7 protein-coding genes are annotated in these 14191 nt (G+C 74.4%); 5 read left to right on the forward strand and 2 right to left on the reverse strand.

Translation table 11 applies throughout. The features are described 5' to 3' along the window. Positions 1–180: 180 nt before the first annotated feature. The 3 genes from BLV72_RS12655 to BLV72_RS12665 all read left to right on the forward strand — a co-directional run bounded on the left by BLV72_RS12655 (position 181) and on the right by BLV72_RS12665 (position 5602). Positions 181–2646, forward strand: a complete 2466-nt coding sequence (locus BLV72_RS12655; protein ID WP_244320741.1) for a bifunctional glycosyltransferase/CDP-glycerol:glycerophosphate glycerophosphotransferase — start codon at positions 181–183, stop codon at positions 2644–2646. Positions 2647–2732: 86 nt separating this feature from the next. Beyond that, on the forward strand, positions 2733–4574 hold the full coding sequence (locus tag BLV72_RS12660) for a stealth family protein (protein WP_167746345.1): 1842 nt from the start codon (positions 2733–2735) through the stop codon (positions 4572–4574). Further along, complete coding sequence (locus BLV72_RS12665; protein ID WP_093462278.1) at positions 4547–5602, forward strand: FkbM family methyltransferase; 1056 nt, start codon at positions 4547–4549, stop codon at positions 5600–5602. The genes BLV72_RS12660 and BLV72_RS12665 overlap by 28 nt, the downstream gene beginning before the upstream one ends. Before the next feature lie 352 nt (positions 5603–5954). Here the strand turns inward: BLV72_RS12665 and BLV72_RS49770 are convergent, their stop codons facing one another. Further along, entirely contained in the window at positions 5955–7667 is a 1713-nt protein-coding gene (locus BLV72_RS49770; protein ID WP_244321400.1) for a glycosyltransferase family 39 protein, read from the reverse strand. A 156-nt stretch (positions 7668–7823) separates the two neighbouring features. On the opposite strand from BLV72_RS49770, the gene BLV72_RS12675 reads away from it, so the two are divergent. Beyond that, complete coding sequence (locus BLV72_RS12675; protein ID WP_093462279.1) at positions 7824–9887, forward strand: hypothetical protein; 2064 nt, start codon at positions 7824–7826, stop codon at positions 9885–9887. A 231-nt stretch (positions 9888–10118) separates the two neighbouring features. Beyond that, complete coding sequence (locus BLV72_RS12680; RefSeq protein ID WP_093462281.1) at positions 10119–12122, forward strand: glycosyltransferase; 2004 nt, start codon at positions 10119–10121, stop codon at positions 12120–12122. Between the two features lie 16 nt (positions 12123–12138). Here BLV72_RS12680 and BLV72_RS12685 read toward each other — a convergent pair whose 3' ends face one another. Beyond that, positions 12139–14148, reverse strand: coding sequence for a glycosyltransferase family 2 protein (locus tag BLV72_RS12685; protein ID WP_093462282.1), 2010 nt, complete (start codon positions 14146–14148; stop codon positions 12139–12141). Positions 14149–14191: the final 43 nt, after the last annotated feature.

The raw sequence follows: 14191 nt of genomic DNA on the forward strand, positions 1-14191 counted from the left end.
GGCGGGAATGCCGCGTCCGGGAAGGGCGCACGGAGCCGGGCGCGCCCACGGGAGCGGCCGGGCGTTGGGCCGAACGGGGGGCTTTTGCGGGGCGGTCCGCCACGTCGCCGCCCCATCTGACAGGCGTTCAGATGATGGTGTGAGAAATCATCATTGCCGCGTCGACCGATGGGATGCGCCGTGCCCCGGTTCAGCGTCATCGTGCCCGCATACGAGGTCCAGCCGTATCTGAACGACTGTCTGCGGTCCGTGCTGGAGCAGGACTTCACGGACCTCGAGCTGATCGCGGTCGACGATCACTCGCCGGACGCCTGCGGCGCGATCATCGACGAGGCGGCGGCGTGCGACCCCCGGGTGCGGCCCGTGCACCTGCCGGAGAACGCGGGGCTCGGCCGGGCCCGGAACGCCGGGATCCGCCGGGCCACCGGCGACTATCTGCTCTTCCTCGACGGTGATGACACCCTCGCCCCCGGCTCGCTGCGCGCCATCGCCGACCGGCTGGCGCGGACCGGCGAGCCGCAGGTGCTGGTCTTCGACTACGCGCGCGTGGACTGGACGGGCGAGGCCGTGCGGAACGTCCGGGCCGAGCTGCTCCGGCAGGGGGATCCCGAAAGCGTCCTTCAGGTCTTCCGGCTCGACCAGCGGCCCGAGCTGCTGCGGCTGCTGATGGTCGCCTGGAACAAGGCCTACCGCCGGGACTTCGTCCGTAAGGAGGGCTTCGCCTTTCCGCCCGGCTTCTACGAGGACACCCCCTGGACCTTCCCGGTGCTGCTCACCGCCGAGTCCATCGCCGTCCTGGACCGGGTGTGCGTCCACTACCGGCAGCGGCGGCGCGGCGGGATCCTGCGCACCACCAGCCGTCGCCACCTCGATGTGTTCGAGCAGTACGACCGGGTGTTCCGGTTTCTCGACGCCCGGCCCGGGCTGGCCCATTGGCGCCCGGCGCTGTTCCAGCGGATGGTCGACCACTTCGGTGTGATCGCCGCCGCGCCGGGGCGGCTGCCGGTGCGGGCCCGGGCCGAGTTCTTCCGCCGGGCGGGCGCGCACCACCGCCGCTACCGGCCGCTCGGCGCGGCGGCCCCGCCCGGCCGCGCCCGGTGGCGGGGTCTGCTGCTGCGGCTGGGCGCCCGCCGGGCGTACGAGCTGCTGCGCGGCGCCGACCGGCTGCGCCGCCGCGCCGCCGACCGCGGCCGTACGGCGTATGCGAGGGCCCGCCGGGCGGCGCTGTGGCTGCACTACAGGGTGCAGCGGTGCCGCCCCGTCGATCCCGGGCTCGCCGTCTTCGCCGCGTACTGGCATCGGGGCTACGCCTGCCATCCGGCGGCCATCGAGGCGAAGGTGCGTGAACTGGCGCCGGGGGTGCGCACCGCCTGGATCACCACCCCCGAGTACGCGCACACCCTGCCGCCCGGCGTGCTGCGGCTGCATCCCGGCTCGGCCGCGTACTGGACGGCGCTGGCCCGCGCCCGCTTTCTCGTCAACAACGTCAACTTCACCCAGGGGATGCGCAAACGGCCCGGTCAGATCCATCTCCAGACCCATCACGGCACCCCGCTCAAGCACATGGGCCTGGATCTGCGGGACCGCCCGGCCGCCGCCCGCGGCATGGACTTCGGCAAGCTGATGGAGCGGGTGGACCGCTGGGACTACAGCCTCTCCGCCAACCGCCACACCACCCTGGTCTGGGAGCGGGTCTACCCTTCCGGCTACACCACGCTCCCCTACGGCGCCCCGCGCAACGACGTCTTCCAGCACGCCACCGAGGACGAGGTGGCCCGTCTGCGCGCCCGGCTGGGCATCCCCGCGGGTACCGTCGCCGTGCTGTACGCGCCGACCCACCGCGACTACCAGCGCCGCTATGTGCCACGGCTGGATCTGGAGCGGGTGGCCCGGGCGCTGGGTCCCGGGTTCACCCTGCTGGTCAGGACGCACTACTTCCATGTCCCGGCCACGGGCGTGGCAAGCCCCACCGGGCGGGGGCCCGACGCCTCGGGGCACGGGCGGGTGCTCGACGTCTCCGGGCACGGCCGGGTGGAGGAGCTGTGCCTGGCGGCCGACGCGCTGCTCACCGACTACTCGTCCCTCATGTTCGACTACGCCAACCTCGACCGCCCCATCGTCATCCATGCCGACGACTGGGACGCCTATCGGGCCGCCCGCGGCGCCTATTTCGACATCACCGCCGCCCCGCCCGGCCCGGTCTCGCGCACCGAGGACGAGCTGATCGCCCTCTTCGCCGGAGGCGCCTGGTGCGGTGCGCGCTCGGCCGCGCTGCGCGCCGCGTTCCGGGCCCGCTTCTGCCCGTACGACGACGGGCGGGCGGCCGAACGCGTGGTGCGCCGGGTGTTCCTCGGCGAGTGCCACGCGCTGCTGCCGCCCGTCGTCCCGCTCGCCGAGCGCCGCCCCGCCCCCGCCGCCGTCCGCACCCTCCCGAACGTTCCCGCCGGTCTCGCCGGTCCTGCCAGCCCTGCCAGCCCTGCCAGCCCTGCCAGCCCTACCGGTCCCGACCGGCCCGCCGAGCCCCGGACGGCGCGGCGGGCCGGGGTGGTGTGCGCCGCACCGGCCGCCCCGCCCACGTCCTCACAGGTCGCCACTCCCGCCACCGCTCCCATCACCTCACTCCCCCACCGGAGCCGCCCCCACTAGCCCCCGCCAACCCCACCGGCCCCCGCGCCCCACCCGCCGCGAGGACCCCGCACCCGCCGTCCCGACGCCCCGACCCAGGACGCACGATGCCCCTCACCGCACCACCCGCCACCCCCCGCCCCTGGCTCGCCGACCCGCCGCCGCTGGTGCGCGGATACCGGCGTACGGTCCCGCTGCCACTGCGCCGCGCGGTCGTCGCCGTGACCGGCCCCGGGCTGCGCCGGGCGGCCATGCGGGGCCTCGGCGGGCTGTCGGCCGCCTCCGGCGTGCTGCGGATGCGCCGGGCGCGGCGGCGGATGCGCCGGGCCGGGCTGCTGGCGGGGGGCGACCGGATGGTGATCGCGAGCCGGCGGGGCGCCCTGGTGGCGACCCTGGCCCCCTCCCCCACCCCGCTGTTCGCGCGCGGAGAGAATCTGCGGCTGGTGTGCGAGGCGCTGGACCGGGCGCGGATCGACCACTTCGTGGTCCGCTGCCACAGCAACGTCGGCTCGGCCGTGGGCGTCCGGGCCGATCAGCGGGCGGAGGTGGTCAAGGCGCTGTCCGCGCTGTGCGCCGAGGAGGCCGGATATGTCTCCCTGCCCCCGCGGCGGGGCCGGGCGACGGCCCCGCCCCGGCTCGGCGGTACGCGACGGGCCTGGCGACGGCTGGCCGCCGCCCCCGTGGTCCGCTTCACCCGCTTCCACACCGGGCCGGGCGGACGGCTGGTCCTCGGCCCGGCACACGGCTGCGACATCGAGTTCTGGGAGCCCGGCGGGCAGGGCGAGGAGCGGGTGCTGATCGCGCCACGCTTCAACCGCACCACCGCGTCGGTGCCGCTGGTGGGTGAGCCGGTCCGCGCCCCCGACCAGCTGTTCACCCGGCTCGCCCCGGCCATCGGCTGGCAGCCGGGGCCGCTGGTGCGCACCCGCCCGGAGTTCCTCACCCGGCTGCCGGACGAGGTCCGCTTCCCCATCGACGTCGTCTACACCTGGGTCGACGGCTCGGATCCGCAGTGGCAGCGGCGGCGGGCGGCCCTGGCGGGCGCGGGCTATCACACCCAGGCCGCCAACGCCGCGCGCTACGCCAACCGCGACGAGCTGCGCTACTCCCTGCGCTCGCTCTATATGTACGCCCCCTGGGTGCGCCACATCTATCTGGTGACCGACCGTCAGGTGCCCGACTGGCTCGCCGTCTCGCACCCGGGGATCACCGTCGTGGACCACCACGACATCTTCGACGACGCCAGTGTGCTGCCCACCTTCAACTCCCACGCCATCGAGACCCGGCTGCACCACATCGACGGACTCGCCGAGCACTTCCTGTACTTCAACGACGACGTCTTCCTCGGCTCACCGGTCACCCCGCAGGACTTCTTCCTGGCCAACGGCGTTTCCAAGTTCTTCCCGTCCCGCGCGCTGATCCCGCTGACCCCGGTGGGCCCCGGCGACGTCCCCGTATCGGCGGCGGGCAAGAACAACCGGGCGCTGCTGGAGAGACGGTTCGGCCCGGCCGTCACCCAGAAGATGAAGCACACCCCGCACGCCCTGCGCACCAGCGTCCTCACCGAGATCGAGAAGGAGTTCCCCGACGCGGTCCGCGCGACCATGGCCAGCCGGGTGCGGTCGACGTCGGACATCTCCGTACCGTCCTCGCTCCACCACTACTACGCCTTCCTGACCGGACGCGCGGTCCCCGGCCAGCTCCACTACGACTACTTCGACCTGGCCCAGCCCACCATCCGCGCCCGGCTGGCCAAACTGCTGCGGGCGCGCCACTGCCAGGCGTTCTGCCTCAACGACACGGTCTCCTCCGAGCACGACCTCGAGGACCAGCTGGCTCTGGTCCGCCCCTTCCTCGACGCCTACTTCCCCCTCCCCAGCCCGCTGGAGCGGGCCGTCACCCGACAGGAGACGCGGCAGCCATGCCCCTCGCGATCACCCTTCCCCTGAACCCGGACGTCCTCGAGGCGGGCCGGACGTATCCGCGGGCGCTCAATGTGCTCAGCCGCAAACAGACCGCAGTCCAGCGGCAGTTGCGGCGCGCCGGGCTCGCGGGCTACGAGCCGACCACCCAGGCCACCTTGCTGGCCCTGGCCCAGCAGGCGCCCGAGAACAGCGTGGTGTACGACATCGGCGCGCACATCGGGCTGTACTCGGCGCTGATCAGCGCGGTGTACGGGAGCGGCGGGCCGCGGGCCATCGCGTTCGAGCCGACCCCGGAGACGGCCGCGCTGTGCCGCCGGATCCGGGACTGCAACCGCCTCGGCTTCGAGGTGCAGCAGACCGCGCTGGCCGCCGAACCGGGCACCGCCGAGCTGTACTTCTCCCATAAGTCGGAGTCCTCCAACTCGCTCAACCCGGCCCACCGCCGGCACACCGAGTCGGTGACGGTGCCGGTCACGACGGTCGACGCGTTCACCGGGGAGCGCGGTATCGCTCCGCATCTGATCAAGATCGATGTGGAGACGTTCGAGGCGGCCGTGTTGCGCGGGTCGTACGAGACGATCCGGCGCCACCGGCCCTGGATCGTCTGCGAACTCCTGCCCGGGGCCGACCACAACGCGCTGCGCACCGCCCTCGTGCCGCTGACCGCCATGGACTACGGGCTCCACCCGATCACCCCGGAGTCGCCCTGGCACCGCTACGACGAGACGACCTACCGGTCCGCGGTGAGCGGGCAGTGCCGTGACTGGCTGCTGGCCCCGCGGCCGCTGACCCCCGCCTTCCACCGGGCGGTGCGGCGGTGGCTGATCGCGATTCTGGCGTGCGACGAGACGACGAACATCATCAGCACCGACAAGGCGTCGTTCCCTTACGGCTGGAACGCGCCGTACCGCTCGCCGCGGGGTGCGACGCGGGTGCCCCGGACGGGGCTGCTGCGGCTGGCGGGTGCGGCCGCGCTGGCCCGTCGGGCGGTGGTCCCGGCGCGGCGGGCGCCTGGTGCCCAGGCGACGGGCAGTGGGTCGTTGCGGGGGTGAGGGGGTGGGGGTGGGGGGTGGGGCTTGCGGTGGGGGTTCGCCGGTCGCGGGCGGGCCGTGGTTTTCCCCACCCCGCCCCTTCCCGAAACAGGGGGCTCCGCCCCTGCCCCCCGGCCGGGGCTCCGCCCCGAACCCCGGGGTGATCCGCTGTGCGGGGCATCAGCGGAGCCCTCGGGAGTGGTTCACCGGGCGGGCGAGCGGCCGGGGTCTTCGGGGAACGGTTCGCCGTGGGGTAACCGGCGGGGCCCGCAACAGCGGCTCGCCGTGCGGGTGACGGCATTAACCCTCGGGACCCCGTCAGCGGTGTGCCCTCGGAGCTTCGCTTCGGGCAGCGGCGTGACTCCGGAGGCCCTCAGCCAGCGGTGACACCCCGGGGCCGGGGGCCCGGGCCCTCGGAACCATCTGGGCCCGCGGTCTCAGCCTGCGGGCCGCCCCGCACATAGTGCTCCAGCCGGATGCCGGGCAGGCACAGCGAGTACGCCAGTTGGAAGCGCCCGGTCAGCACGGTCGCCTTCGCCCGGCGTGTCTCCGGCTCATCGGCGGCGATCACCCATGCCGACCGCGCCCCGCCGAGCCGCCGCAGCAGCTCGGCGGGGCCGACGTCGACCCCGTAGAGCGTGCCGGAGGCGGGGCCGGGCGTGCCCAGCGCGATGTCGCGCAGCCCGGCGAGGGGGCGCGGATAGGCGATCGCGATCCGCCGTTCCTTGGGCGGGTCGTACAGCACCGGCTCACCCGGCCGGGTGAGCCGGCCCACCGCGACGGCCAGCGCCGCCAAGTCATCCTGACGGCTCAATGGCTCCCGCTCCCGCTGATGCAGCGGAAGCTGCCAGACGAAGCCGCAGCCGACCGCAAGAACCCCGGCCGCCGCCACGGCCCGACGCCGGCCCACCACGGCGCGACGCCCGCCCAACACGGCGCGGCCCTGGTCGGTCACCACCCCCGCGAGCCGGTCCACCCCCGCCGCTGCCAGCAGGGGGATGCCCGCGAGGGCGAAGAGGAGATAGCGCTCGTGGAAGCAGGGGCGGTGGAGGGCGAGGGCGAAGAGGAGGACGGGTGGGACGCAGAACAGGGGCAAGGCCACCGCGGTCAGCGAACGCCACCTGGGGCGGACCACAGCGACCGCGATCAGCAGGAGGCTGAGGGCCAGGACGAGCGCGCTGGGGCCCGCGAACTCCTCGACCACCGCCCACAGCCGACCCGGCGTCGGATGGCGGATCCAGGCGATCTGCGCGCTCTGCCGTCGGGCCGGCGCCGCCAGCGGCACCACCGCGACCGCCGCCCCCGCCGCCGCGCTCCCCCAGCCCCACCACACGCGGCGCGGGGCGCGCGAGACGAGCAGCGTCAGGGCGTGCGCGGCGAGCATGAGCATCGCGAAGACGTGCAGCAACGCGGTCACGGCCACGACACCTCCGTACGCCGCCCACCGCCACCCCGCTCCCGACACCGCCCGCTCCCGCCCCGGCGCCGAGGCGGCCCGCGCGACGCGAGGCACGCCGCCGCGGACCAGTACGGCCGAACGGACGCGTGCGCTCGGCGCTGTCCCGCCCGCTCCGGCAGCCCCAGCCGTTCGGGACACCGCCCCGAACCCGGGCGTGGGTGTCCGCCCCGGCGCGACCCGGTCCGCCGAGGCACCCCCCGTCGCCGCCCCCACGGCCAGCCCCGCCGCGCCCACCAGCAGGTACGTCGCCCACGCCGCGCCCGCCGCGACCAGGGCGTAGGAGCGGCCCTCCTGGGCGTAGTGGGTGACCACGGGCGTGGTCGCGTAGAGCAGGCCGGCCCACAGGCCCACCCGGGGGCGGGCCAGGCGGCAGCCCAGGGCGGCTACCAGGGCGGTGGCGGCCACGGCGGCCAGGACCGAGGGGAGACGCATGGTCACCTCGGAGGGGTGCAGCGCCAGCAGCGGGTGCATCAGGAGGTAGTAGAGGCCGTGGACGGCGTCCACGGTGCCTAGCGCGTCGCGGATCTGAGGGAGGGTCCGCCGTGCCATCTGGTACGTCGCGGACTCATCGCGCCACATCGTGCCCCGGTCCAGACCCCACAGCCCCAGCCCGAGCATGACGGCCATCGGGAGCACGATCGCCGTCGGCACGGAGATTCCAACCCGCCTCCGCTTCCGCACCCTCGCCCTCATCCACCCCATACGACAACAAAAGGCATAAATACGACTATTCGCCTACAGTGTGCAGTCAGGACGACACATCCGCCGCGAAGGGCACGCGTCATGAACCGCCTCGGTATCGAAAACCCCCGCGGTCTCGTGGCCTTCGCCGCGCTGACCGGGTGTCTGGTGACCCTGGCGGTGGCGGCGCTCACCGGGGCCGGAGGGGTCTTCGCCGCGGCGGGGCTGGTCGGCTGCGGCTGTGAGCTGCTGCTGCACCGCACCGAACCGGGGCTGATGGCCCGTCTGGGGCGGCTGCACATGGGTGCCACGTCCCGTTTCGAGATCCGCTGCGTCCTGCTGCTCCTGCTGCTCGGCCGACTGCATGTCACCGGCCCGATCGGGCTGGCCGCGGCCATGACGCTGGTGCTGTGTCTGCTGGCCGGGCAGGCCCTGCACGCCGCGCTCATCACGCTGATCCGGCGGCGCCGCGCCCTCGCGGTCGCGGCCCGCAACATCGATCTGCGCCGACTGGACATCAGCGACCGGCCGCCCCGCCGGCTCACCGAATGGCCCGGTCAGCGGATGCTGGTCTACGAGCTGTCGGCCCTGCTCGGGCTGACCGCGTCGCTGATGACCGGCGACGCCCGCTGGGTGGTGGCGGCGCTCACGCTGGCCGCCGGATCCTGCCTGATCACGGTGGTGGCCCTCGTCCCGTACCTCGTCCGGGCCATTCGCCGGCTGCCCGGCGCCGCCCAGGTGCTGGCCGAGGTCGACGCCTGGCTGATCCATCGCCGTCCCCGTACGGTGCTGTACTTCTCCGGTCCGCGCGACCGCGCCGACCAGCTCACCCGCTGGCTGGGGCCGGTGGCCGCGCTGCCCACCCCGTCCCTGGTCATCGTGCGCGAACGGGAGCTGCTGGAGGCCCTGGAGCCGACCCCGCTGCCGGTGCTGTGCGTGCCGAGCGCCGCGCATCTGTCGCAGCTCGACCTGGGCGGGGTACGGGTCGCGCTCTACCCCGCCAACACCGGCCGGAACATCCACCTCCTGCGGATCCCCACCATGCAGCACGTCTTCCTGGCCCCCGGCGGCGACGGCGACGAGGCCGCCGCCGTCGATCCGTACAGCAAGGTCTACGACCAGGTGTGGGTCGCGGGCGAGGCGGGGCGGCGGCGCCATGTCCAGGCCGCGGTCGGCGTCGAGGACGCCGACATCGTGGAGATCGGCCGCCCCCAGCTCGACGGACTGCGCGTCGCCGGAACCGGCCACACCCCCGCGCCCCTGCCCACCGTGCTGTACGCGCCCACCGGGGACGGCGCGGCGGGCGAGCCGGGCACGGCGGGCGAGTCGATCGTACGGGCGCTGCTGGACAGCGAACGCCCCCTGCGGCTGCTCTACCGGCCGCAGCCCCCCACCGGCCACCGCACCCCCGAGGCCCGCGCCGCCCACCGCCGCATCGTCGCCCTGATCGACGCCGCGAACGAGCGGCGCACCGCGGACGCCCTCGGCGAGGCGCCCGAGGACGCCGAGGCGCAGCGCACCGAGGCGCAGCGCACCGAGGACGCCCGCCGCCGCGCCGAACTGGCCAAGCGGATCGCGGCGCTGGACGCGCGGCTGCGCCGGGCCGACGCCGACGAGGCCATGCTCACGCGGGACCGGGCCGCCCCCGATCCGGCCCTGCTCACCGAGGCCGAGGGGCTGCGCCGGCAGTGGCACCAGGCCCACTGGGCGGCCTCACCGCCCTGGCTCCACCAGGTGATCGAGGGGGATGTGCCCACCCTCCACTCCTGCTTCGACCAGGCCGATCTGCTGATCGGCGATCCCTCCGACGTGGTCGGCGACTTCCTCGCCACCCTCAAGCCGTACGCGCTCACCGTCCCGGCGGGGCTCGGCGAGGAGGAATTCCGGCGGCAGAACGTCGTGGCCAGGGCGGCCTATCTGCTCGGTCCCGGGGCACCCGGTATGGAGGACCTCCTGCGCCGCCTCTTCGATCCGTGCCTCGACGAGCTGCGCACCGCCCGCCACGAGGTGAAGGAGTTTCTGCTCGGTCCCACCACCCCACCGTCCATCCAGCGCTTCACCGACGCCGTGGACGCGCTCGCCGAGAAGGGCGAGACGGTCGTCCGGCTGCGTGACCTCCACACGGCCCCGACCCCCGGCGCCGGACGCTGGTCCGTCATCCGATAACAAGACATCCCACAGGTACGTCATCCGAGAGCACGACACCCCACGTGTAGGTCACCCCACAGGTACATCGCCCGACATGTACGCCGCACCACAGGTACGTCACCCGGTAGCAGCACATCCCACACCCGGACCTCACCCCAGGCCCTCACCATGAGCTTCCACCCCAGGCCCCGCCCCCAGGAGCCCCCCTCCCACGTCTCCTGAGCCCCCCGCATCCCCTCCGGAGCCAGCATGCCGCGCAATCACCGCCCCGGCCCGCCTCCCCGTGTCAGCGTGATCGTCCCCGCCCGTGACGCCATGCCCGGGATCACCCGGGCCGTCACCTCCGCCATGGAGCAGACCCTCGGGCTCAGCCGACTCGACATCATCGCCGTCGACGACGGATCGGCCGACGGCACCGCGGAGGAGCTGGAACGGCTCGCCGCCGGCTGCCCCTCGCTCCATGTCGTCCGCAACCCCCACCCCTGCCGCGGCGGCGCCGGCGGCCCCCGCAACACCGGACTGGCCCGCGCCCGCGGCGACTTCGTCTTCTTCCTCGACTCCGACGCCCGGCTGGCGCCCGACGCGCTGCGCCGCATGGTCGCGATGGCCGACCAGAACGGCACCGACGTGGTCCTGGGCAAGATGGTCTCCCCGGACGGACGCGGCGTCCCCAAGGCGGTCTTCCGCCACAACCAGCTGCGCACCGACGCCCACAGCTCCCACGCCTACGCCACCCTGGAGCCCTGCAAGCTCTTCCGCCGCTCCCTGATCGAACGGCTCCGGCTGCGCTTCCCCGCCCACCTCCACCACGGCGAGGGCAAGCCCTTCACCGCGGCCGCCTATCTCAACGCCTCCGGCATCTCCGTCGTCGCCGACTACGACTGCTACCACCTGGGCCCGGGCCGGGGCCGCGGTGCCGCCGGTCTCGCCGACCGCGTCGACGCCATGCGGCCGCTGTTCGAGACCGCCGCCCGGCACACCCGCCCCGGCGCCCGCCGCGACACGGTCATGCTCCACCACATCCGGCGGGAGCTGTGCCCGGCGCTGCGCGCGCTGCCGCGCGAGGACGAGGCCGAGGCCCGCGAGCGGTTCCTGCCCGAGCTGCGCCGGTGGGCGCTGGCGCACTGCTCCGACACGCTGTTCCCCATCCTCACCGCCCCCGAGCGGCTGATGGTCCATCTGCTGCGCACCGGCCGCTTCGAGGATCTGCTGTCCGTCGTGCGCAACGCCAAACGGGACGCCCGGTGCGGCCATCTGGTCGAGAAGGGCCACGTCTACTGGCTCCACCCCTTCTTCCGCGACCCCGACGCCGAGGTCCCCGACACTTGCTTCGACGTCACCGACCGGCTGCCGGTCCGCCACCACCTCGCGGGCGCCGGCTGGCACGGCCGCAGCACCCTGCGGGTGCGCGGCCGGGCGGCCATCGACGGGCTGGAGACCGACCCCGAGGAGGACCGCGCCGAGCTGGTGCTGCGCCGCCGCGAGGCACGGGACGAGGTGCGGATCCCGGCGGTGGCCACGGCGGAGGACGATCCGGCGGAGTTCGCGGCCGATGTGAACATCGCCGCCGCCGACGGCGGCGCACCGCTGCGCCCCGGCGTCTGGGACGTCTTCCTCGACGTCCGCGCCCAGGGCATCAGCCGCACCGTGCGGTTCGGCAACCGCCATGACGACACCCTCGACATCGGCACCGCGCGCCGGGTGGTGGCCGCCGGGCCCGGGCTGCGCGCCCGGGTCACGCCGTACTTCACCAGCCCGTACCGCAATCTCTCCCTCGACATCGGCCCGGCCCCGCGCGGCGCGCCCTGCGAGGTGACCGAGGCCGTATGGCATCCGTCGGACAAGGGCACGCTGGTCGTCGCGGGACGGCTGCTGCCGCCCGGCACCCCGGCGCGCGGGCGGCTGCTGCGGCTGCGCGCCGAGCACGCCGACGGACGGGTCTTCGACCATCCGGTGCGGTTCGCCGCGGGGCATCCGGCAGGTGCCTTCACCGCCCGGCTGCCGGTGCGGGACCTGGGCCGCGGCCGCTGGACGGTGACGCTGGCCGTCATCTGCCCGGGCGACCAGGCCCCGGGGCGCCCCGCGCCCGCCGCGCCCGTACCGCCGCCCGCCCGGCTGCCCAGCACCCGCTGGGTGCGCCGCGGCCGTCCGTACTACGCCAAGCCGCTGATGGGGCGCGGCGAGGTGACGCTGGAGCTGCGGGTGGCGCCGGTCCGGCTGCTCGCCGCCGTACGCAACCGGCTGCGGTGGTGACGAGCCGTGGCCCCGCTCACCCCCGCAGCCGTCGCCGCACCCCCGTGGCGACCTTGATCGGAGCCACCTCCAGGCCGAGGGCCCGGGCCGGGCCCAGAGCCACCGGCTTGGCGTAGTACGGACGGTAGCCGAAGCGGAGCCAGCGGGTCGCGGCCAGCCGGTCGAAGTACGGCACGGCCGCGGCACGGCGCGGCGCGTCCTCGCCGGGTCCGTCCATGATCAACGTCAGGGTCCAGCGGTCCGTGCCCAGCCTGCCGACCGGCAGCCGGGCGGTGAAGACGGACGAGGAGCCGCCGGGCTCACAGCGCACCGGCAGTTCGTGCACCGTGCCCGTCCCGCCCTCGGCGCGCAGCAGCAGCGTCCCGCCGTCCCGCGCGGCCTCCTCGGTCAGCCGTCCGCCCACCAGCAGGGTGCTCCGGGTGCGCCAGAGGGTCCGGAGCACCTGGCAGGGCGGGTCGAGGGGATGGGCGACCTCGCCGACGTCGAGCGAGAGATTGCCGTACGGGGTGTAGTACGGCACCACCACCTCCGCCCCCCGGGACGTGGTGACGCGGCGCCGGGACGGCTGGGTGACCTCACCGCCCTCGCGGCGGTTGCCGAACCGCACCGTACGGCTGACGCCCTGGGCGCGGACGTCGAGGTAGATGTTCCACAGCCCGCGCTCCAGCGGGGCCCCGCCGTCGGCGGTGGCCGGGTCGATCTCGGCGGCGAAGCCCGCCATCTCGTACCGCCGCCCCTCCCCCGGCAGCGAGTTGGCGGAGAGGCACGGCGTGGTGGGCAGCCGCACCTCGGGGCGGTCGGCCCGGTACTTGCGCAGCACGATCTCGGTGGCCGGCTCCAGGGCGTCGACGTCCTCGATATAGGCGTGGCCGGTCAGCCGCAGCGCCCCGCCGTGCCAGCTCGCCGCCTCCAGGTGGTGCTGGACCGGCAGCCGGTCGGTGACGTCGAAGCAGACGTCGGGGACGGCGGCGGCATGGTCCCGGAAGAACGGATGGAGCCAGTAGACCCGGCCCTTCTCGACGAGGTGGCCGCGCCGCCCGTCCCGCCCCGCGTTCCGGGCCACGGTCAGCACCTCCTCGAAGCGGTCGGCGCGCAGGAGCTGGATCAGCAGCCGGTCGGGGGCGTCGAGCCGCTGGAAGAGGGCGTCGCTCACCCAGGTCCTCGCCCAGTGCCGGAACTCCGGGAAGAACCGCTCCCGCGCCTCCTGTTCGCTCTCGCGGGGCAGCAGGGCGCGCAGCGGACCGCACAGCTCCCACTCCACATGGCGGCGCATGATCTGGTCCCGGCGCGGGCCCGGTTCCAGATAGCGGGCCACGGTCTCGAAGCACAGCCGGGTGCCGTCCATGCGGTGGGCGAGGTCGGCGGCGGTGAGGGTGAGGTTGTTGCGGTTCTCGCGGTAGCGGACGTAGTAGCAGTCGTAGTCGGCGACCACCGAGATGCCGGAGGCGTTGAGGTAGGCGGCCGCGGTGAACGGCTTGTCCTCGCAGTTGCGGTAGGGCGGGAAGCGCAGGTGCAGCCGCTCGATGAGGGAGCGCCGGAACAGCTTCCACGGGCCCAGGGTCAGATAGGCGTGGGAGGAGAAGACGTCGGTACGGGGCTGGTTGTGCTGGAAGACCGCCCGGGGCACGGCCCGTCCCCCCACGGAGGCGATCTTGCCCAGCACGATGTCGGTGCCGTGGGCGTCGGCCATGGCGACCATGCGGCGCAGCGCGTCCGGCCCCAGATAGTCGTCGGAGTCGAGGAAGAAGACGAAGTCGCCGCGGGCGTGGTCCAGTCCGGTGTTGCGGGGTATGCCCGCGCAGCCGGAGTTCTCCTGGTGGATGACGCGGAGCGCGGAGCAGGTGCGGGCGAGCCGCTCCAGCTCCTCGCCGGTGCCGTCGGTCGAACCGTCGTCCACCGCGATGATCTCGACCCGGTCCGGGCCCAGGGTCTGGTCCATCGCGGAGGTGACGGCGCGGGTCAGCTCCGGCAGGGCGTTGTAGGCGGGGATGATCACGCTGACACGAGGTCGGGATGGAGAGGGCATGACGGCCTCCTGACTCCGGGCTCTCGACGGGTCGGGGGTCGGG

The organism is Streptomyces melanosporofaciens, from assembly GCF_900105695.1.
Taxonomy (GTDB): Bacteria; Actinomycetota; Actinomycetes; order Streptomycetales; family Streptomycetaceae; genus Streptomyces; species Streptomyces antimycoticus.